General features: G+C 60.1%; 22 protein-coding genes. 8 read left to right on the plus strand and 14 right to left on the minus strand.

Annotated elements, in window-relative coordinates; all coding sequences use genetic code 11:
- Positions 1 to 22: 22 nt before the first annotated feature.
- Entirely contained in the window at positions 23 to 505 is a 483-nt protein-coding gene (locus JOE65_RS09655; protein WP_205161507.1) for a helix-turn-helix domain-containing protein, read from the plus strand.
- 2 nt (positions 506 to 507) lie between these two features.
- Positions 508 to 1,326, plus strand: coding sequence for an IS3 family transposase (locus JOE65_RS09660; protein ID WP_205161506.1), 819 nt, complete (start codon positions 508 to 510; stop codon positions 1,324 to 1,326).
- A 3-nt stretch (positions 1,327 to 1,329) separates the two neighbouring features.
- Here JOE65_RS09660 and JOE65_RS09665 read toward each other — a convergent pair whose 3' ends face one another.
- From JOE65_RS09665 to JOE65_RS09690, 6 genes are all read right to left on the minus strand, one after another.
- Positions 1,330 to 2,580 carry an IS30 family transposase gene (locus JOE65_RS09665; RefSeq protein WP_205162977.1) on the minus strand — a complete coding sequence of 417 codons (1,251 nt, stop codon included), beginning with the start codon at positions 2,578 to 2,580 and terminating at the stop codon, positions 1,330 to 1,332.
- A gap of 6 nt (positions 2,581 to 2,586) precedes the next feature.
- Complete coding sequence (locus JOE65_RS09670) at positions 2,587 to 2,952, minus strand: hypothetical protein (protein WP_205162978.1); 366 nt, start codon at positions 2,950 to 2,952, stop codon at positions 2,587 to 2,589.
- A gap of 145 nt (positions 2,953 to 3,097) precedes the next feature.
- The gene (locus JOE65_RS09675) at positions 3,098 to 3,355 is read right to left on the minus strand and encodes a ParB family protein (RefSeq protein WP_205162979.1); all 258 of its coding nucleotides are present in this window, start codon (positions 3,353 to 3,355) and stop codon (positions 3,098 to 3,100) included.
- An 8-nt stretch (positions 3,356 to 3,363) separates the two neighbouring features.
- Entirely contained in the window at positions 3,364 to 3,951 is a 588-nt protein-coding gene (locus JOE65_RS09680) for a DNA-binding protein (protein WP_205162980.1), read from the minus strand.
- Positions 3,952 to 4,014: 63 nt separating this feature from the next.
- Positions 4,015 to 4,212 carry a helix-turn-helix domain-containing protein gene (locus JOE65_RS09685; RefSeq protein WP_205162981.1) on the minus strand — a complete coding sequence of 66 codons (198 nt, stop codon included), beginning with the start codon at positions 4,210 to 4,212 and terminating at the stop codon, positions 4,015 to 4,017.
- A gap of 494 nt (positions 4,213 to 4,706) precedes the next feature.
- On the minus strand, positions 4,707 to 4,916 hold the full coding sequence (locus JOE65_RS09690) for a hypothetical protein (protein WP_205162982.1): 210 nt from the start codon (positions 4,914 to 4,916) through the stop codon (positions 4,707 to 4,709).
- Between the two features lie 155 nt (positions 4,917 to 5,071).
- Here JOE65_RS09690 and JOE65_RS09695 point away from each other — a divergent pair, with 155 nt between their 5' ends.
- Positions 5,072 to 5,314 carry a hypothetical protein gene (locus JOE65_RS09695; protein ID WP_205162983.1) on the plus strand — a complete coding sequence of 81 codons (243 nt, stop codon included), beginning with the start codon at positions 5,072 to 5,074 and terminating at the stop codon, positions 5,312 to 5,314.
- Positions 5,295 to 5,651, plus strand: a complete 357-nt coding sequence (locus tag JOE65_RS09700) for a GNAT family N-acetyltransferase (RefSeq protein ID WP_205162984.1) — start codon at positions 5,295 to 5,297, stop codon at positions 5,649 to 5,651. The genes JOE65_RS09695 and JOE65_RS09700 overlap by 20 nt, the downstream gene beginning before the upstream one ends.
- A gap of 403 nt (positions 5,652 to 6,054) precedes the next feature.
- Here JOE65_RS09700 and putP read toward each other — a convergent pair whose 3' ends face one another.
- Positions 6,055 to 7,581, minus strand: coding sequence for a sodium/proline symporter PutP (gene putP, locus JOE65_RS09705; RefSeq protein ID WP_205162985.1), 1,527 nt, complete (start codon positions 7,579 to 7,581; stop codon positions 6,055 to 6,057).
- Positions 7,582 to 8,081: 500 nt separating this feature from the next.
- Complete coding sequence (locus JOE65_RS09710; RefSeq protein ID WP_205164131.1) at positions 8,082 to 11,813, minus strand: bifunctional proline dehydrogenase/L-glutamate gamma-semialdehyde dehydrogenase; 3,732 nt, start codon at positions 11,811 to 11,813, stop codon at positions 8,082 to 8,084.
- Between the two features lie 62 nt (positions 11,814 to 11,875).
- Here JOE65_RS09710 and JOE65_RS09715 point away from each other — a divergent pair, with 62 nt between their 5' ends.
- On the plus strand, positions 11,876 to 12,286 hold the full coding sequence (locus JOE65_RS09715; RefSeq protein ID WP_205162986.1) for a LysR family transcriptional regulator: 411 nt from the start codon (positions 11,876 to 11,878) through the stop codon (positions 12,284 to 12,286).
- A gap of 509 nt (positions 12,287 to 12,795) precedes the next feature.
- Here JOE65_RS09715 and JOE65_RS09720 read toward each other — a convergent pair.
- Entirely contained in the window at positions 12,796 to 13,263 is a 468-nt protein-coding gene (locus tag JOE65_RS09720; RefSeq protein WP_205162987.1) for an SDR family oxidoreductase, read from the minus strand.
- 203 nt (positions 13,264 to 13,466) lie between these two features.
- On the opposite strand from JOE65_RS09720, the gene JOE65_RS09725 reads away from it, so the two are divergent.
- From JOE65_RS09725 to JOE65_RS09735, 3 genes are all read left to right on the plus strand, one after another.
- Positions 13,467 to 13,691: a mycoredoxin gene (locus tag JOE65_RS09725; RefSeq protein ID WP_239537098.1), complete on the plus strand. Its 225-nt coding sequence runs from the start codon at positions 13,467 to 13,469 to the stop codon at positions 13,689 to 13,691.
- 86 nt (positions 13,692 to 13,777) lie between these two features.
- Positions 13,778 to 14,863 (plus strand): S-(hydroxymethyl)mycothiol dehydrogenase, encoded by a 1,086-nt coding sequence (locus JOE65_RS09730; protein ID WP_205162989.1) that lies wholly within the window; start codon positions 13,778 to 13,780, stop codon positions 14,861 to 14,863.
- Positions 14,863 to 15,489 (plus strand): MBL fold metallo-hydrolase, encoded by a 627-nt coding sequence (locus JOE65_RS09735; protein ID WP_205162990.1) that lies wholly within the window; start codon positions 14,863 to 14,865, stop codon positions 15,487 to 15,489. Before JOE65_RS09730 ends, JOE65_RS09735 begins: the two co-directional genes overlap by 1 nt.
- A 2-nt stretch (positions 15,490 to 15,491) precedes the next feature.
- Here JOE65_RS09735 and JOE65_RS09740 read toward each other — a convergent pair whose 3' ends face one another.
- The 5 genes from JOE65_RS09740 to nrdI all read right to left on the minus strand — a co-directional run bounded on the left by JOE65_RS09740 (position 15,492) and on the right by nrdI (position 20,783).
- Positions 15,492 to 16,268 (minus strand): lipoate--protein ligase family protein, encoded by a 777-nt coding sequence (locus JOE65_RS09740; protein WP_205162991.1) that lies wholly within the window; start codon positions 16,266 to 16,268, stop codon positions 15,492 to 15,494.
- A 5-nt stretch (positions 16,269 to 16,273) separates the two neighbouring features.
- Entirely contained in the window at positions 16,274 to 17,053 is a 780-nt protein-coding gene (locus JOE65_RS09745) for a thioesterase family protein (protein WP_205162992.1), read from the minus strand.
- An 82-nt stretch (positions 17,054 to 17,135) separates the two neighbouring features.
- Positions 17,136 to 18,110 carry a class 1b ribonucleoside-diphosphate reductase subunit beta gene (gene nrdF / locus JOE65_RS09750; protein ID WP_205162993.1) on the minus strand — a complete coding sequence of 325 codons (975 nt, stop codon included), beginning with the start codon at positions 18,108 to 18,110 and terminating at the stop codon, positions 17,136 to 17,138.
- A gap of 49 nt (positions 18,111 to 18,159) precedes the next feature.
- Positions 18,160 to 20,307 (minus strand): class 1b ribonucleoside-diphosphate reductase subunit alpha, encoded by a 2,148-nt coding sequence (gene nrdE / locus JOE65_RS09755; RefSeq protein WP_205164132.1) that lies wholly within the window; start codon positions 20,305 to 20,307, stop codon positions 18,160 to 18,162.
- Positions 20,304 to 20,783: a class Ib ribonucleoside-diphosphate reductase assembly flavoprotein NrdI gene (nrdI, locus tag JOE65_RS09760; RefSeq protein WP_205162994.1), complete on the minus strand. Its 480-nt coding sequence runs from the start codon at positions 20,781 to 20,783 to the stop codon at positions 20,304 to 20,306. Before nrdI ends, nrdE begins: the two co-directional genes overlap by 4 nt.
- Positions 20,784 to 20,796: the final 13 nt, after the last annotated feature.

A 20,796-nucleotide genomic window follows, 5' to 3' on the forward strand; every position in this document is an offset into this window, starting at 1 on the left:
TCCTTCTTAAGGGAGTAGTCAGATGTACTCGAAAAGCACGTTGAGTCACCCCGACGCCGTGTCTGCTGTCGAATTGTTCGAGCAGGGCTTCACCGCCAGGTCGGTGGCCCTCTCTCTTGACCTTGCCGGGGCTCCGGTCCAAATGTTGTATCAGCGGTGGCAACTACGAGGATCGGGGGCTCTGGTGACGAGAGACCGTAAGCAGTACGACTTCGAGATCAAGCTCGAGATCGTGCTTCGCCATACCCGGGGTGAGTCTGGAAGGGCTCTTTCCGAGGAGTTTGGTCTTCCCTCGCCGAGCACCGTCGCCAATTGGACGAGCATCTTCCGCCGCGACGGGGAAGACGGGCTGCGCCCGAAGCGGCGTGGCAAACCGCCAACCATTCGCGGGGATTCCCCTCCGGAAAGCGAGACCGAGACGCTGCGCACGGAGAACGAGCGGCTTCGCGCTGAGGTAGCGTACTTGGGAAAATTGCGGGCCTTGAGGTCACCGGAACGACGCTGAAAGTGCGAGCTGTCGACGACCTCAAGGCGCACTACCCGCTTCCCCTGTTGCTGCAACTCGCGGATCTTCCACGGTCCACGTTCTACGACCACCGGCGCCGGCTCAGTCGTGGGGACACCCGAACGGCGGCGAACAGCGCATACGGGCACCGGCGCATCCTCGCCGTCCTGCTCCGACAGGGATGGCAGGTGTCGAAGAAGACTGTGCTCAAACTGATGCGCGAGCTCGGCCTGCAGTGCCCGGTGCGGCGCCGCAAACGGTACAACTCCTTCCGTGGTGAGGTCGGGGAGGCGGCCGAGAACGTGTTGAACCGCCAGTTCGCGACGGAGTCTCGGCACACGAAGTGGGTCACGGACGTGACCGAGTTCAACATCGGTGCCTCCAAGGTCTACCTGTCGCCTGTTCTCGATCTCCACGACAACCGGGTCATCTCTGCCACGGCCGGGCCTTCTCCGAGCGTCAAAATGGTCACCGACGGCCTCCGCATGGCAATCGACACTCTCCACCCTGACGAGAAACCTCTCGTCCACTCCGACCAGGGATTTCAGTACCGCCACACCCTCTGGCGGGATACGTTGCGCGACGCGGGGCTCACTCAGTCGATGTCTCGCAAGGGCACGTGTCTTGACAACGCCGTCATGGAAGGGTTCTTCAGCCACCTCAAGGAGGAATGGTTCCGCATCCAGAAACCCGAAACTCTCGCCGAGTTCCACGCGGGGCTCACTGACTACCTCGGATGGTGGAACACCACCCGAATTCAAGGACGACTTGGCTACCTCAGCCCGGACGAGTACCGCGCCCAAACAACCGCCATCGCCTAGGGTTCAATTACAGAGTCCAACTTTCGGGGACCACTCCACTAGGCCGTTGAAGTTTTCGTTTGCACCGCGTTGCCATGGGCTGGATCGTTCGGCAAAATACACCGGAACCCCGCTGGCTTTGGTGAGTTCCTCGTGGCTGGCCATTTCCACTCCTTGGTCCCATGTCAATGAGCGTTTCAGGGATGGCGGCAGCTTGGCGAACGCGCTGATGGCTGCGGCGTTGACGCTTGCCGCGGTATGGTCCTGGGGCAGGTTGACGATGATTCCATACTGGGTTTTCCGTTCCCTCAGAGTCATCATTGCCGAGACGGACCCGACCCCCACGACGAGGTCGCCTTCCCAATGGCCAGCTTCCAACCGTGTTTCCACCTCTGCCGGGCGCTGGTCAATCATTGTCATGTTGCGGATCCGTGAGCCTTGCCCCGTGCGGATGCGCCAACGGGTCTTACGGATTCGTCGACCGGTGCGCAGCTTGGTGGCGTAGCGCTTGTGCAGGCCTTGGCCCTCGCGCAGCAGCAGCGACCGGTAGATCGTTTCGGGACAGAGCCGCAATGACGGGTCATCGGGGTAGGTCCTCTTCATCCATCCGCAGATTTCATCCGGGGACCAGCAGCGGTTGAGTTTGCGTTGCACGAGCCCGCGCAGCCCGGGGTTGGCGGCGAGTTTGTGGGCTTTGGGTCGGGCCCGTTGCCGCCGGGCATCGTGGTCGGCCGTGCGGGGCAGGTACCGCCCTTCGCCGTCGCGGTGGCGGTCCAGTTCTCGTTTGATGGTGGAGGGCTGACGGCCCAGTTCACGGGCCACCCGGCGCATGGAATGTCCCAAGTTCAAGAGGTCCGCAATCCGTAGCCGTTCCCGGACATCGAGGTAGCGACCAGCCGCTACCGGCGGCGGTTGGAGGGAAGGGATCTGGTAGTTATTGGCGCGCCGCAGCAGCGTGCCGGTTCGTCTGTGCATACCGAGAAGTCTGCATGCTTCGGCGTTGCTTTTGCCCTCGCGCATCAGCTGCCAGTACTTCGCGGCCCGTTCAGCGCGGTGCTGTTGCGCCTTAGAAATTGTTGAGGCCAGTACCTGGTCCGCGTAGCGGCTCGATGACATGACGGCGGCGTGCTGGGCTGCCGCTGCCGCGTTGCGTACCTTGGCAAGCCGGGCAAGGCGTTCGCGTTCGCAACTGCGGCAGCGCTGGTCTGTCAGACGCAGCAGTGCTTGGCAGCGCCTCAAGGTGACCTTCTGGCCGCGGAGCAGGTCAAAGCGCACGTGAACTCACCGATACGCGGTCGAACGGCTCACCCCGCTGGCCGAGGCCGAGAGTTCAAGGCTGCCGCCATTTTCAAACGCGGCCCAGAAAGTGGCCTCGTCCGCGACGTTGACCTGCAGATGGTGGCGGTCCGTGGCCTCGCTGACTGTCGCCTCCCACGATGGGAGCCTGGACGTGGTGAACCCAAGTGCCGCCCTCGCTTCTGCTGTACTCAAACCCTGACGGCGCAACTGAAGATAGCTTTCACGCAACCAGCGGTATCCAACTTCTTGGTGGATGCCGGCTGCGCGGACGGATGATCTAAGACTGCTTCCTTGCTTGATCGAGGCCAAAAACCGGAGACCAGCTGGAGAGGAAGACTTCAAATACATATCGAATCACCTTGAAATAGGTGTTGCTTCGATCGATAGAATCCCGCGTCCCTAGCCTGGTCGGTCACTGACTGAAGACGGGTTGGGAACCGCACTACACAGTTTCCAGCCCCTGGTTTTCCTTGTTTTCCCTGGATAAGGAAATCTACCGGTCCCGGTTCTTCTCTTCTTCGAGGGTCCGTCGGCCTGGGCGCAGTGCCCCGGGTTGTACCGGGCCCCACGTCCTGCCCTGGTTATGTTTGCGCTGTAATCGTTTCACTTCCCGCAGAACGGCCGCTTCGATCAGGTCCGTTACCGACCGATACCCCTCAGCGTGCCCTGCGGCGAGGAACGCGGCGCGCACCTGATCGGCGTCGCCCTGAGTGAAGTAGGGGGTGAAGGACACCGGTTTACGTTTACTCATGTACTCACCTACTCATCATGTGCTGGTTGTGCCGGTGGGGTGATGCGTTCCAGGAGTGCTTCGTGTGCCTGGCTCAGGGTAGTGTTCCTGGCCTCCGCTGCAGCTAGTTGGGTTGCTGCCGCCTGTACTTGCCCGACGGCGGCTTGTTCAGCCGTGCGGGCATCCTGCAGTTCGGCGCCAAGATTCGCGAGCTGTTGTTCCAGGTCGGTGATCCTCACAGCAGCCTTCGCTGCTACCGTGTCTTCTTCTGCGGTGGTTTTGTCCAGATCGGCGACGAGTTCCGAGATTTCAGTGTCCTTGTCTTTACGTTCCTGCACCCACACGGCCTCCACGGCGGCGTGCCGCTCCCCCGCCAGGGTGGACGCTTCAGCCCAACAGGCACCAGCCAACCGGGTGGCCTGCTCCAACAGGGCCGGCGGCGTCGCGGCGACCTGACCACCGACAGCGGCTTTCTCCTCCGCCCATTCCTTCAAGTACCGGGTGGCATCCGCGTTGGACACCCCGGCCGCGGAACGCACCGTGGACACCGTGGGGCGGCGCTCGACGCTGATCTGCTCGGCAGCGGCATACACACGGTCTTTGACACTCTGAGCCACAACGGACCCTCCTCAAAATAGGAACAGTAGTAGGAGTAGTAACAATACTACTACTGTTCTGTGTTAGAAGGGTGGTTTGCTGCTGTCTGCCGGGCCGGTGCCCCATCCGTCGCTGGTGCCGGTATTCGCGGGTACTGCCCAGGGGTCGGGCCGACTGATTCCCAGGTGTTGGCATAACTCGGAAACGCTGGGTCCGTCGGCGGCCATGGGATCGAATTCGACGATCTGGCGGCGCACGGAAGTAGTGAGGGATTTAGGCATCCTCCATTATCAAAACCCGGTCATCCCCGGGACTCCGCAAGCCGACGAACCTGTAAACAAGGTGGTGAGACATGCTGTAAGCAGGGCCTTGAGACATGGTGTAAACAAGGTCATGAGAGAGACTGTAAACAAGGCACTGAGACATCACACCTGAACACCGTGCCCGGCTGGTACCAACCACCCAAGACCGAAAAGGAAACCCGGTTATGGGATCAACGTCTCGAAGAAATCACCACCTACATGACCACCCATGACCGGTGGCCAACATACCGCAAAGGACAAAAAGACCTACCCAACGTGTTGGCCGCCTGGCTCTGGGCCCAACGCCGCCGCCACCGAGGTGGAACACTCCCCCAGGCCCGGGTCGAGTCCCTGAACGCGCAGCTTCCCACATGGTACCAACCACTGCCCACCCAATAACCGGTGTAATGCGCATCACGCTGGCGCTGTTAGGATCACTTCCGAGAAGCGTTGATAGATGACGGGTTAAGCAGCTAGCCCATGGAAAACGCCGTAGCGATGGAGTGACAGAATCCATGGAACATAAAGTACAGGTGCTGGTGGGATTGGATATCGATCACCAGGTAGCCACCCTCGATGTCACCGGCTGCCTGACGGAAAGTTCTGTCCCGGTCCTTTTCCCGCTCATCCGACGCGCCGGGGCGATGATAGACAGTCCAAGGGTCGATGTGGTGCTCAATCATGCCAGGCATGTCGACCAGGCCGGCCTGGATCTGTTGAAAGAGTTCGCTGCGGATCCGACTCGCTCAGGGTGTGGGCGCGCGATCAGTATTTCAGCCCCGGCAGCACTACCACCCTGCCCAACCCTGCAGCCAGCACCAGCAGAAACGGTCGCAGCATGAACACCGTCCGACCCCTTCCAGCGGTGCCGCCGAACAAGGGACACCAGCTGTTTACCTTTGATCTCTCCTCCGTGTCCAGCAGTCGTCTGACTACCCTGAGCGACAAGCTGTACAAGGAACTCGATACTGTTGCCCCGGACGCACGAGCCCGGGATCGTGACGATGACCTCATCGAGGAAATCGGACTTCGGAACGGCCCTTCCACTGATAGGGTCGACGATGTCCAGAGTTCAGCATAATTTTGCCGCTTCACGATTCGATATTTACTCCGACGGGATCGTGGCCGCAAGTGTCCATTACCGGATGAACGGCGCCGAAATGTCCTTCATCTACACCGAAATCAACGACAGCCTCCAAACGCCTCCGCTGGTTCAGAGCCTGATCCGTGGCTGCCTGGATAATGCCCACCGCCACCGCCTGGCAGTGCTGCCGTTCTGCCCCACCATGTGCGCATACATCAAACACCACACCCAATACACGGCACTGGTCCCCTTGGCACAACGTGAACGGTTTTACCTTCCAACAACTCCGCGTCCACCACGCCAGGCACACCTGACCGTAGTGCGCCCGCAATAGCTGCAGGTGGAGGGCGGGTCGAGGAAACCGCTACCAAATACTGGAGGGACCCTCTGAACCCGCTGGACAGAGAGTCAGCGGAGTCATTTTTTACTTCCTGCCTCTACTGTCCAGAATCACTACGATGGCTGTTCTGTACTGGACGAGGGATACACCGGTGCCGCTGACTGACACGGGTATTCTGAGCTGCTGTCCTTGCCGTCGCGCGCCCTTAGCATACGATTTTTTTCCGTTTTCTGAAGTGCCCCCAAGATGGCCATCTGAGTTTTGAAATAGGAAAGCGAAAGTCCCGCACGTTTAGCGGCTTGCTCGGTCGTCAGCTATCTAGCTTTTCGCATTCTTAATTTCCCCAATTTAACGGTTAACGTACGTTTCACCCGCAGGGTGGCAGGAACGGAGGCTCTTACCGGACGACGGCCTCCTCGGTGTCCTTCGGAGGTTTAGGAGCCTCGACACGGCGGACCGCTTCGTCGAACTCGGCTTGAACCACAGCGCTGCGCTTGTACGTAAACTTGCTCACGACAACCGCGACGATCATGTTAAGGATGAACCCGGGAACGATCTCATATAGCAAGCCGGACAATTCGGAATTGCCCCAGGTGAAGACGACGACGGCGCCGGCGACCATACCGGACAATGCCCCAGGCATGGTGAGCTTCCTCCAGTACAGCGACAGCAGCACTGTCGGTCCGAAGGAGGCGCCGAAACCAGCCCAGGCGAATGCCACGAGCGCGAGAATCGACTCGTTGCGATCTGCCGCCAACACAAATGCCATGATCGATACGACGAGCACACCGATGCGGCCAAGGATGACTCCCCGCTTCGGTGTGAGTGACTTCTTGGCAATCATGTTGTAAAGGTCCTCCACCAAAGCGGAGGAACTAACTACAAGCTGAGAGGAGATGGTGCTCATAATCGCAGCGAGAACAGCCGCCAAAACGATGCCCGCAATCAGCGGGTGGAAAAATGCTTGTGAGAGCGCCAGGAAGACCGCTTCCGGGTCCGACAATGTCAGCTGCGGGTTCTGCTGGAAATAAGCCACACCGACCAGGGCCATGAGGATCGCACCGATGACGGAGATGACCATCCAACCAATACCAATACGGCGGCCAGCCTTGGCATCACGGGGAGAGCGGAGCGCCATGAACCGGACGAGGATATGGGGTTGTCCAAAGTAGCCCAGTCCCCAGGCAGCTGCCGAAACAATCGCGAGGAAGCCGGTTAATGTTCCCGCCCCTGCAACAATATTGAGCATCGAGGCATCAACCTGTCGGACAGACTCTGCCATGCCGCTGAAACCACCGACTTGAGTCAATCCGATGATCGGAACCACGAGCAGCGCGACCAGCATCAAAATGCCTTGGACGACGTCGGTGAACGTGGCGCCCATGAATCCGCCGAAGAGGGTGTAGAGGACCGTCACACCGGCGACCACGATGATGCCCAAGTAGTAGTTGGAATCAAAGGAGCTCTCGAAGAAAGTTCCGCCGGCTACCATCCCGGAGGAGACGTAGAAGGTAAAGAAGGCAAGGATAATGACTCCAGAAATGATCCGCAGCGCACGGGAATTGTCTTTGAGTCGGTTTTCAAAGAAGCTCGGGATGGTGATGGAGTTATTGGATACCTCTGTGTAGCTACGAAGGCGTGGTGCCACGAACTTCCAGTTCAGCCACGCACCGACGGTCAAACCAATGGCAATCCACGCCGCGGTGAGGCCGGAAAGGTAGATTGCTCCGGGCAGGGCCAGCAACAACCAACCGGACATATCCGAGGCACCGGCGCTGAGCGCGGCAACACCCGGCCGGAGTGTGCGCCCTGCAAGCATGTAGTCGTCGAGGTCGCTGGTCCGTTTATAGGCATACCAGCCGATCCCCAGCATGACGATCATATAGACAACCATGGCCAAGATCTTAAACGTCTGATCGTTCATCACATGTCCTTACCTTTCAGGGAAAGCGCCCCTGTACAACCGGTGGTTGCCCTGCGGCCACCACCCGACCTGCTTCAGAGGGAAACCCGATTCCTCAGTCGTCGGGAATGAATCGTGTTCCCCGGCACTGAGGGCGATTCGTTGCCCTCAGTGCCGGGCTGTGAAGGCTATTCCTCTTTCTCCTCGCTCGGCGGTGATTGGGTGTCCTCGACCAGCGCTGAACCGCTCCCTTTATTCGGGAGGATTCGTTCCCCTGCTTCGTCCTCCTCGGGCCCGTTCGTCTGCTGGGTTTCCTCGTTTAGCCTGAGGGCGCCCGTGCCGTGCAGAGTCTTGAAGTTTTGCAGCGGATTCTCAGGTGCAAGAATTAAGTCGGCCAGCTTGCCGACTTCAATCCTGCCTTTTCTGTGTGTTTACCACTGCACGCTCCTTTTTACTTGCTGTCAATGGTGGTGCGCGTTGACAGCAAGCCCTATGAGGAACCGATTTTTAGGCGCAGGACACTAGATGATCGTGTCACTGAGGTGGTCCGGCGTCCCGAAACGGTGCGCGGTGATCGAGATGGCCTGTTCACGCAGGAACGGCAACAGCTCGACGCGTCCCGCGGCGACGACCGGGTGGTCATAGACAGCGACGTCCGGCTTGCCCTGCGCCGCAGCATAGGTCTCCTGCGAAGAGGCGCCAATGAAGCGGATCCTGGTCCCGGAATCAGGGCCGGTCCGTGCAGCCAGACGGCCCACATGTGCCCGCCAGGCCTGAGCATCCTCGACAGCGACTTGGACACCCTCGGAACGCAGGCCGGCCAAGACGCGGGTCGACAGCTCAGTGGTGACGCTGACGCTGATCCCCGCCCCCGGGCGTTCGCTGGTGCCGATACGGCCGCTGGCCCCGCTGCTGACCGTGGCCTTGTGGGCGCGGAGCCCGGCGGAGACCACGCGCAGCAGCTCGGCCACGCCGTGTCCGGAGGTGTCCTGCTCGTAGCGCACGGTCACCGGCACCGGACGGTAGCGGAAGACGTTGCGCTCGGACTGCAGCGCCGAAACGTCCTTGACGACCCCGAACTCCTTCACCAGCTGATAGTAGTCCGTGGCCCGGGCGCCCTGCAGCCAAGCGAAATCAGCCGGGTCGATGGCATTGCCGGTCGCCGGGCCTGCTTCAGCAGCCACGACACCGAGGATGTCGCTGCCTCCCGCGACTTCCGCGTTCGAGGTGGCCGAGGTGTCGGTTCCCGTCGCGGTGCGCACGGTGGCGTGGGAGACCGCTGCATGGGATTCGGCAGCAGCTTCCGCCTCTGGACTGACCGGCGCGTCGGTCCAGGACCCCATGCCGACCAGATAGTTCGGGCCGCCGGCCTTGGCCCCTGCCCCGATGGCAGACTTCTTCCACCCGCCGAACGGCTGCCGGCGCACGATCGCCCCGGTGATGCCGCGGTTGATGTAGAGGTTGCCGGCCTTGACGTTATCCAGCCAGTATTCGAGCTCCTCGGGGTCCAGCGAGTGGAGTCCGGAGGTGAGCCCGTATTCGATGTCGTTGACCATCTCCACAGCCTCCTCGAGCGTCTCAGCGGTCATAACACCGAGGATCGGGCCGAAGTACTCGGTCAGGTGGTACTCGGAGCCACGCTGCACGCCGGTGCGCACGCCCGGGCTCCACAACTTGCCGGAGTCATCGAGTTGGCGCGGTTGCAGCACCCAGTGTTCGCCGGCGCCCAAGGTGGTCAATCCGCGCAGCAACTTGCCCTGGGCCGGTTCGATGACCGGGCCCATCTGGGTTCCCGCGTCCTGCGGGTAGCCGACCTGCAGTGAGCGGACGGCGTCGATGAGCTGGCTGTGGAAACGCGGCGACCTGGCGACCGCGCCCACCATCACCACCAACGAAGCCGCCGAGCACTTCTGTCCCGCGTGACCGAAGGCGGAGGCGGCGACATCACGTGCGGCCAGGTCCAAGTCAGCCGAAGCCGTCACGATGAGAGCGTTCTTTCCGGAGGTCTCGGCCAGCAACGGCAGGTCTTCGCGGAAGGAGCGGAACAGTTCAGCGGTTTCGTATCCGCCGGTGAGGATGAGCCGGTCTACCTTGGGGTGCGAGACCAGCCGCGTGCCCAGATCACGTTCGGAGAGCTGGACGTAGGAGAGCAGTTCACGACCAATCCCGGCAGCATCGAGCGCCTCCCAGATGGCCTGGACCATGATGGCACCGGAACGGGCTGCCTGCTTGGCGGGTTTGAAGACGACGCCGGAACCGGCAGCCAGTGCCGAGAGGGTGGAACCGGCGGGGATGGCGACCGGGAAGTTCCACGGAGGGGTCACCACAGTCAGCCGCGAGGGCACGAACGTGGCACCGTCGACGGTGTCCAGCGCCCGGGCCGATTCGGCGTAGAAATGGGCGAAGTCGATGGCCTCGGACACTTCCGGATCGCCCTGGTCGAGGGTCTTTCCACATTCGGAGGCCATAACCTCAAGCAGCTCCCCCCGGTAGGCGGCCAGCCGTTCCCCGGCGTGGTGCAGCACGGCGGCGCGCTCGGCCCCGCTGAGCCGGCCCCAGGACTCGGAGGCGGCGTGGGTGGCCTCGATGACGGCGTCCACTTCCCCGGTGGTGGCGAGCGTGTGGGCTTCGATGGTGTCGCAGCCCAGTGTGCTCTGCGGAACCCGGGTCAAGATGTCCCGGCCCCAGGCACGGTTACCGGCCAGATCGGGGTCGGTATTGGGGGTGTTGGTGAACTTTCGCTCTCCCGAAGCGTATTCGTCGACCTTCGCAGCAGCAGCCTCGGCGTCGTACGTGCGGCGATCCTGGTTGCGGTTCGGCGTGGGAACGACGTCACCAATTTCCTCCAGGGAGGCCAGGAAGCGGTCTGTCTCACGCTTGAAGAGGGCTTCGTTGTCGTCGAGTTCGAAGACGGCGGACATGAAGTTCTCCTGGCTGGCTCCTTCTTCAAGCCGACGGATCAGGTAGGAGATCGCCACGTCGAATTCCCCGGGGTGGACCACCGGGGTGTAGAGCAGCAAGGATCCGACGTCGGCCTTCACGGCGGCCGCCTGCCCGGTGGCCATGCCCAACAGCATTTCGAAGTCGATGCCTTCGGAAATGCCGCGGGCCTTGGCCAGCAGGTGGGCCAGAGCGACGTCGAAGAGGTTGTGTCCGGCGATGCCCAAGTGCACATTGGCCGTGTGCTCGGGGCGCAACGCGTAGTCGATGACCGCCTTATAAGAAGTGTCAGTGGCCTGTTTAGAATGCCAGGTCGCTGCCGGCCAGCCGTGGATGTCGGCTTCCATGATCTCCATGGGCAGATTGGCGCCCTTGACCAGGCGCACCTTCACCGGTGCGCCACCGGCCGCCACACGTTCGGCGGCGAACTCCTGCAATTCGATCATCGCCGGGAGGGCATCGGGCAGGTAAGCCTGCAGCACGATGCCACCTTCGACATCGCGGAACTCAGGCAGGGCCATGAGCCGTTTGAACACGGCCATGGTCAAGTCCAGGTCCTTGTATTCCTCCATGTCCAGGTTGATGAACTTACGCGGGGACGAGTCGCGGGCCTGCCGGTAAATCGGGGCCAGCTTCTCCACGATGTTCCCGACGGCTTCGTCGAAGTCCCAGTGGTTGTGCGGGGCGACGCTCGAGGAGACCTTGACGGAGACATAGTCGACATCCGGGCGACGCAGCAGCCGGGAAATGCCCTCAAGCCGGCGGCCGGCCTCCTTCTCACCGAGGATGGCCTCACCGAGCAGGTTGATGTTCAGCCGCACGTCCTTCTTTTGGATCTTCTCGATGGCGGGGCCGAGCTTGGCATCGGTGGCATCGACGATCAGGTGGCCGACCATTGCCCGCAGGACGCGCCGGGCGATCGGGATCACCAGACCGGGGACGAGCGGGGCGATGACCCCACCAAGGACGACGGCGGAGCGCATGTACCAGGGCAGGAACCCGGGGACCTTAGGGGCCAGGGCACGCAGATTGCGGGCGGCGACATGCAGGTCTTCAGGGCGGATCACGCGGTCGACGAAGCCCACAGTGAAGTCTAAGCCGTTGGGATCCTTCAAGACCCCGGCCAGTTGACGGGCCGACGCATCGACAGGCTGTTTGGAGCCCTCGCTCAGCCAGTGGCGGACCAGGGCGACGGCATCGTCGGCCAGATCCTTCGGGGAAACGGTGTTCGTCCCGGCGGACGGGGAAGTAGTGGTCACGTCGGTGGTGCTCCTAGCAGGAAACGACCGGTGGGAAACCGGCCTGCGCGACATGGGGCAGAGTCCCCCATGACTTAAGTATCCACCTCCCATGGGTTAAGGAAAAGCCACGAATAATGAGAAATCGTCTTGTTGGAGGTCAGGAGGTTGCGCCTATCGCGGGAATTGAGCATCCGCGGCACGGTCTCCGGAGTCGCTGCCACCCTGAATTTCAATCCCGCGAACGCAGCTTCGAGCAGCAGCTCTCACTGCTCGAGGAGGAACCCGGTGTTGTCTTGTTGCGACGCAGTGGACGGAAGCTGGCCCTCACACCGCAGGCCCAGATGCTCGTCGCCCACACGACCGAGCTGCTCGCGGCACTGGAACGCGCCGAAGCCACGCTGTCCAGCACACTGCCGACCATCTCCGGAACCGTGCACCTGACCATGTTCCAAAGCACCGTGCTAGCCCTGATGCCAGCCACCCCTGGAAACCTTGCGCGCCGAACATCCCGGCATCCGCGTCGAGATCACCCAATACGAACTTGAGACGACTCTACACAAGCCGTGGGCGCGTGACTTCGACCTCGTGGTCACCGAACAATACCCATGCCACGCGACACCACACTACCTGGGCTTGGATCGGCGTCCCCTAACGCTGGACTCCATTCAGCTGGGAGTGTCCACGAACACCACCAGCCCACAGGCGGTGGACTCACTGAAGCAGGCGACCGCCCTGCCCTAGGTCATGGAACCGCACGGGACCGCGGTTGCGGCGGATCGAGGTGCCCTCGCGCCCGCTGCGGACCAACCTTCACCGCGGCCCATGAATCCAGTACTCAGAATCCCGCCATCACGGCGGGCGGTGCACAAATCACTGGAGAACCACCAAAGCACTCGGCATCCCCCGAAATGGCGACAGAAATGGCCGTGCTCAGGGCAGGGATATGGGTACTTGAAAGATGACCAGGTCGGGCCGGTAGGCCTGCCCCGACTGCTGGAACCCATCCATGGAATCCAGCTCTTTTTCCCATCCGCTGGCCGAGCTACTGACATCGTTATGTTCTTCGTGGCTGAAGAAGGGGTGACTTGTGAATTCGTCGAATATCCGACGCCAAGCCGCCACCGCGCCCGGTAACAATCGTATAGGGAACATCTCCGGCAGAGACGATCCGCTCCTGCGCTGCCTTGCCTTGGTAGTACCCCATTCCGCTAAGGGCGGGAGCCGCCACGTTGATGATGGAGAGCAGCACGAGATGGGAGACGTGAGCTCGTTTCGCGGCGGCGACGACGTTGGTACTCATCCAGCCCAGGACATTGATGGCTTTGCGGGCGCTCATGGTTGTGTAGTTGGTGCAGTCGACGACGGTATCAGCGCCGTCGAGCGCTTGATCAAGGCCTTTCCTCGATGCCGTGTCCACACCGTTGGCGCGCATAGCTGGGACGGCGTCGTGCCCCTGGTCCCGCAGTCGCTCCGCGACGAGCGCGCCCATGGTTCCGGATGCTCCGAGCACGACAATTTTCATGGGACCTTCTTACCCCATAGCTTGGTCAGGCGCGATGACAGCAGCGGATGGAATTGTTCCAGCCTCCGTACAGTTGGCATCAGTAATCATCACGACGTCGAAAGGGTTCCGGCATGACCGTCAATTCAGCCCAAGACAGTGCTTCTCAGGACCGCGCGTCCCAGGACAGCGCAGCCTTCATCCCGGAAGCGGGAACTATCACCATGTTTACAACGAGCTGGTGCGGTTACTGCCGACGTCTGAAGTCGCATCTGGACACGCAGGGCGTTGGGTACCGGGAGGTCAACATTGAAGATGTGCCCGGTACTGCAGAGCTTGTTGAATCGCTCAACTACGGCAATCAGACTGTACCCACGGTTCTGTTCCCGGATGGCAGCGTTGCCACTAACCCCTCGGCCGCAGATGTAGAAGTGCGATTAGGGCTTTAGCTCTCACCTCGTCATACTTCAAACCGCCTAAGATGAAATGGCAGGCGCGCAGTTGCGGGCTAAGCCGCAAGTGAGAGGACAAACCGTTGGTTCACAAGGTCAAGGCAGCAGTGGCTCACGCCAAGAACGAACCGGTCAAGATCGAGACGATTCTGGTCCCGGATCCAGGACCAGGTGAGGCTCTGGTAGACATCCTGACCTGCGGTGTCTGCCACACGGATCTTGCGTATCAGCAGGGCGGCATCAGCGATGACTACCCGTTCCTCCTTGGACACGAGGCCACCGGTGTTGTCAGCGCCGTAGGTGAGGGCGTTACCGAAGTTGTGGCAGGCGACCGCGTCATCCTGAACTGGCGCGCTGTCTGCGGCGAATGCCGTGCCTGCAGACGGGGTGAACCCCAATATTGTTTCGATACGCACAACGCCACGCAGAAGATGACCCTCGAGGACGGCACGGAGCTCAGTGCCGCACTCGGCATCGGTGCCTTTGCTGAGAAAACCCTCGTTGCCGCTGGACAGTGCACCAAAGTTGATCCCGAAGCGGATCCGGCAGCTGCCGGGCTTCTGGGCTGCGGGATCATGGCCGGCATCGGCGCCGCCATCAACACCGGCAACGTCCAGCGCGGCGACTCCGTTGCCGTCATCGGCTGCGGCGGAGTGGGCACAGCGGCTATCGCGGGCGCACGCTTGGCGGGCGCGACGACGATCATCGCCGTCGATCTCGACGACGCAAAAACCTCGAGGGCCAAGGAATTGGGCGCCACCCACACCATCAACTCCAAAAACGAAGACCCGATCGAGGCCATCCGGAAGCTCACCGGCGGTAACGGAGCTGACGTCGTCATTGACGCCGTCGGGCGCCCGGAAACCTACAAGCAAGCCTTCTACGCGCGCGACCTCGCCGGTACAGTGGTTCTGGTAGGTGTGCCGACGCCAGAGATGAAACTTGAGCTGCCGCTGCTGGATATTTTCGGCCGGGGTGGTTCGTTGAAATCGTCCTGGTACGGTGACTGCCTGCCCTCGCGCGACTTCCCGATGCTCATCAACCACTACCTCAACGGAAATCTCGATCTGGACGCTTTCGTGTCTGAACGCATCGGAATCGATGACATTGAAGTGGCGTTCGACAGGATGAAAGCTGGCAAGGTACTTCGATCGGTGGTGGAACTCTGATGATCACTATTGATAACGCTGTTACGTCAGGAACGTTTTCGCTCGACGGCGGCACATGGGATGTGGATAACAATGTCTGGATTGTGGGTGACGACAATGAGTGCATCATCATCGACGCACCACACGACATCCAGCCAATCCTGACAGCAATCTCGGGACGTACGGTGAAGGCGATCCTGCTCACCCATGCCCACGACGATCACATTGGGGCAGCACTGGAGCTACAAAAATCCACGGGCGCACCGATCCATCTCCACAGCGAGGACCGCATGCTGTGGGACCGGGTCTACCCGGATCATGCCCCCGATGGTGACGTCGCCGACGGTGACACCTTCGACGTTGCTGGAGTTCAACTAACAGCGCTGCATACGCCGGGGCACTCCCCCGGTTCAGTCAGTTACCACTTACCGTCAGAGAAAGCGGTGTTCACCGGCGACACATTGTTCAACGGCGGACCTGGGGCCACTGGCCGCTCCTACAGTGATTTCCCGACCATCATCAATTCAATCCGGGACCGGCTCTTCGTGCTTCCTGGCGAGACTGTGGTCCGGACAGGTCACGGCGATTCAACGACCATCGGAGCAGAATCACCTCACCTTGAAGAGTGGATCCGGCAGGGAGCCTGAATCTACCCAACCCGCTCGGTGAGCCAAGGCCAGGAACGTTCGTGCAGTGACGCATAGTCGGCGTAGGCATCCAATACTGCTGCCCTAACGTCCTCAACACAAAGCCCTGGCACCAGGTCTTCCGCGGCACCCGCCGTCGTCGTGTCCCAGACGAGGTCAAGCGCCGAATAAACGTCGGTGAGGACATTCCGGATCGGAGCTGAATTTTCGACGACGATTACAGATGAGAACATCCACGCGCCGGCAACAATGCGCTGGGCTGTCCCTACCAGTTTCACCTCTGGGCCCGACGACGGCGTGCCGTGGACACTGAATTCCCCAGGGCAATACTCCCCGGGGATCTCTCCCATGGCAGCGTTCACGCCGACGCCGCGCAGCGCTCTGGCCAGCAGCTCACCGAAAAAGCGGAACCGGTCGCGAGAACCGGCCACGGCGTCGTCGTGCGGTTCAAGGTGATCTACCACGAGGCAGCCCGGGTGGTAGGCGGCCGCGCGCCCGCCAGCCTTGCGCACGAGCGGTTCGTATCCTGCCGACCGGCTAACGTCCTGGGCCTCGACGAAACCCGACAACCGCACATCACGTTGCCCAAAAGCCATCGTTTCAACCGGCCGATAAACCCGCAATACCGGTCCCAGACGCCCCGTTTTTACCGCGCTCAGGATACGCAGTGCGTAGTCCAGATCCTCTGCGGCTCCGAGCGGTTGGGACTGGAAGATAGTGGATAGCTGATCGACCTGGGCGAATAATTTTCTGCTGTTGTTATCCGCAGTGCCGGCCATGTGGCTCAGGTCTTCCGGACGGTCAGGATCTGCTCCGCCCGGCCAAACGGTCCCCGAACGTCATGCAGGATAGTAGACGTCAGGCCGATCCCGTCCTCACCAAACGTCACGCGGTTGTCGAGACCGAGCCAGGGGCCCTTCGGCTTCCGGTGCATGTGAATTTGCAGATCCAGATTGGGAAACATGTAGCTGTCCTTGCCCGGCCGGACCCTGGAGGCGATGCCGTTGGCCGTATCCACTAGCCCCATCAGCCGCACCAGGTCCGACGTCGGGACGCCCTCCACCATGTCGTAGGGGCTACGGATCCACACCTGGCCACGCCCGGGGCGATGGCCTTCTGCCACCCTCAGGTCGAGGGACTCAATATAGCCACCGGGCCATTCGCTCATGCCCGTCCAAAGTTTTGCTTCGTCTGGACCCTGCATCGCATGGTCCTCAACGGCGGCGACGTCAGAGGTGTCCGCTGTTTTCAATCGCCATGCCGTAGCGCGGATGGCCGTGCGTCCCTTGGCAACTATTTCTGCCTGCACAAGTTCGATGGTCTTGCCCGGACGAATAACTTCCGCGGACACTGTGAACTCACCAGCATGGATCATTCCGAGAATGTCATAGCTGATCCGGGCCATCCGCATATCTTCGCGGGGGCTGCACTGCTCCAGTGCGTAGGCCAGAATTCCGGATGCAGGAGCCATGTGCTGCTCCTCGGGATTCCATGCGCCCTGCGCGTGGATAGTGGACTCAAATGTGTTGCCTCCCAGATGGCGGTAATACGATTCGGCGGTCATGGGGCTCCCTCAACGATGGCTGCTTCCAATCTATTTGACCCGGCGAAGCCGGACAAATCCGGGTGAGGTTGCCGAGTACCGTCTAGAAGTCCCAGTCGTCGTCTTCCGTGTTGACGGCCTTGCCGATGACATAGGACGAACCCGAACCTGAGAAGAAGTCGTGGTTCTCATCCGCGTTGGGTGAGAGCGCCGACAGAATGGCCGGATTCACATCCGTCACGGTGGCCGGGAACATCGCTTCGTAGCCAAGGTTCATCAACGCCTTGTTCGCGTTGTAATGCAGGAACTTCTTGACGTCCTCGGCAAGCCCCACGCCGTCGTACAAGTCGTGCGTGTACTGAACTTCGTTGTCGTAGAGCTCGTACATGAGTTCGAACGTGTAGTCCTTGATCTCCTGCCGTTTCTCAGGACTGACCTTTTCTAGCCCGCGCTGGAACTTATAGCCGATGTAGTAACCATGGACTGCCTCGTCCCTGATGATGAGCCGGATCAGGTCTGCCGTGTTCGTCAGTTTGGCCCGTGAAGACCAGTACATGGGCAGGTAGAAGCCGGAGTAGAAGAGGAAGGACTCCAATAGAGTCGAAGCCACCTTGCGCTTCAGCGGATCATCACCCTGGTAGTAGTCCATGACAATCCGCGCCTTCTTCTGCAGATTCTCGTTCTCTGTGGACCAGCGGAACGCCTCGTCAATTTCTTTGGTGGAGCACAGCGTGGAGAAAATCGACGAGTAGCTCTTGGCGTGTACGGACTCCATGAACGCGATGTTCGTGTACACCGCTTCCTCATGAGGTGTCAGGGCATCGGGAATCAGGCTGACGGCACCGACGGTTCCCTGAATCGTGTCCAGCAGCGTAAGCCCCGTGAACACCCTCATGGTCAACTGCTGCTCCTGCGGCGTCAGCGTTGCCCAGGACTGCACGTCGTTGGACAGCGGGATCTTCTCTGGCAGCCAGAAGTTGTTGACCAGCCGGTTCCAGACCTCAACATCTTTCTCATCCTGGATACGGTTCCAGTTGATGGCATCAACGTGGCTAACCAGTTTCAACTTTTCGGTCATGGCTACTTACCTCTCAAAAAATGTATGGGTGGAGCTGAAGCGGGGGAAGTTACAGCATGCAGCTGACACAACCCTCAACTTCAGTCCCCTCCAGGGCCAGCTGCCGCAGGCGAATGTAGTAGAGGGTCTTGATTCCCTTCCGCCATGCATAGATCTGGGCCCTATTGATGTCACGCGTGGTTGCCGTGTCCTTGAAGAACAGCGTCAGCGACAGGCCTTGATCAACATGCTGCGTAGCGGCGGCGTAAGTATCAATGATCTTCTCGTACCCGATTTCGTACGCGTCCTGATAATAATCCACGTTGTCATTTGTTAAGTACGGGGCCGGGTAATAGACGCGGCCGATCTTGCCCTCTTTACGGATCTCGATCCGCGCGGCAACAGGATGGATCGACGACGTCGAGTTGTTGATGTAGCTGATCGAGCCTGTTGGCGGCACCGCCTGAAGGTTCTGGTTGTAGATTCCGTGCTTCATGACGGATTCCTTCAGCTCGCGCCAATCATCCTGAGTGGGGATGTGCAGACCCTCGAAGAGTTCTTTGACGCGCTCCGTCTGGGGCACCCACTCGTTATCCGTGTACTTGTCGAAGAACTCACCCGAGGCGTACGTGGACTTCTCGAAACCGCCAAACGTTTGTCCGGTCTCCATCGCCAGGAGATTGGATGCACGAACGCAATGGTAGAGGACCGTATAGAAGTAAATATTCGTGAAGTCCAGACCCTCTTCGGAGCCGTAATGGACACGCTCCCGCGCCAGAAAACCATGCAGGTTCATCTGGCCCAGACCGATGGCGTGAGACTGCTCATTGCCCTTGGCGATCGAGGGAACCGAGGTGATGTTGGACATCACGGATACGGCTGACAATGACCGGATGGCCGTCTCTATGGTGGATCCGAAGTCCGGTGAGTCCATGGTCTTCGCGATATTGAGCGAACCCAGATTGCACGAGATGTCCTTGCCTATATCGGCGTAGGAAAGATCGTCGTTATAGGTGGTTGGCTGCGAAACCTGCAAGATCTCAGAACACAGGTTGGACATGATGATCTTGCCGTCGATCGGGTTGGCCCGGTTCACCGTGTCCTCGAACATGATGTACGGGTAGCCCGATTCAAACTGGATCTCCGCCAGCGTCTGGAAGAATTCACGCGCCTTGATCTTAGACTTCTTGATCCGCGAATCATCCACCATTTCGTAATACTTCTCAGTCACAGAAATATCGGAGAAAGGAACGCCATAGACCTTTTCGACGTCGTACGGCGAGAAGAGGTACATGTCCTCGTCAGTCTTGGCGAGCTCGAAAGTAATGTCCGGAATGACCACGCCTAGGGAGAGCGTCTTGATACGGACCTTCTCATCCGCGTTCTCGCGCTTGGTGTCGAGGAAGCGGTTAATATCCGGGTGGTGCGCATGCAGGTAGACAGCCCCGGCGCCCTGTCGTGCGCCGAGCTGGTTTGCGTACGAGAAGCTGTCTTCGAGTAGCTTCATGACAGGGATGACACCGGAGGACTGGTTCTCGATCTGTTTGATCGGGGCACCGACCTCGCGGATGTTTGTCAGGGCAAAGGCGACGCCGCCGCCGCGCTTGGACAGCTGCAGTGCCGAGTTGATGGACCGGCCGATCGATTCCATGTTGTCTTCGATACGCAACAGGAAGCATGAAACCAGCTCACCGCGCTGCTTCTTTCCCGCATTGAGGAAGGTGGGCGTTGCGGGTTGGAACCGGCCTTCGACAATCTCGTCCACCATACGGGTAGCGAGATCCTCATCCCCACCGGCCAGGTGCAGCGCCACCATGCACACACGGTCTTCATAACGTTCTAGGAAGCGCTTGCCGTCGAAAGTTTTCAGCGTATATGAGGTATAAAACTTGAAAGCGCCAAGGAACGTCTCAAACCGGAACTTCTTCTTGTACGCGTGAGCATAAAGGTCGCGGATGAAGTTCATGGTGTACTGATCCAGCGTCTCGCGCTCGTAGTACTCGTTCTTGACGAGGTAGTCGAGTTTTTCCTCCAGATCGTGGAAGAAGACAGTGTTGTTGTTGACGTGCTGGAGGAAGTACTGGTGTGCTGCCTCGCGGTCCGCCTCGAACTGGATTTCGCCGTCGGAACCGTAGAGGTTCAACATGGCGTTCAGCTCGTGGTACCCGAGCCCCTTGTAGGCGTCCGGCAACGGAGTCTCCCCACCGACGTTGATCATTTCTGGTTCTGCCACTGTTGTGTCCAAAACTTTTCCAATCCCTTGTTTACACGGTCCACATCCTCAGATGTGCCCATCAGTTCAAATTTATAGAGGACGGGGACGCTGCATTTTGCGGCCACTACATCGGCCGCCCGACAGTAGGTTTCCCCGAAGTTTGTGTTGCCGGCGCCTATAACTCCGCGAAGCAATATCCGGTTTGATTCGACGTTGAGGAACTTGATGACTTGCCTGGGCACGGCCCCTTTGCCGGAGACTCCCCCGTATGTGGGAAGTACAAGGACGAAGGGGCGCGAGGCGAGCAGAGTTGATTCACGCGTAAAAACCGGTATACGTGCCATGGACACATCGAGTTTTCGGACAAATCTGTGGGTGTTCTCTGAAACTGACGAAAAGTAAATGAGAGAAGACCTCGTCACCGACGCGAGATCCTCGTTGACCTCTGCGCTGCGTTCATTAATGAGTTCAGCTTTCATCAGACCCAGCTCC

Origin of the sequence: Arthrobacter roseus (genome assembly GCF_016907875.1) — a bacterium.
In the GTDB taxonomy this organism is placed as follows: Bacteria; Actinomycetota; Actinomycetes; order Actinomycetales; family Micrococcaceae; genus Arthrobacter_J; species Arthrobacter_J roseus.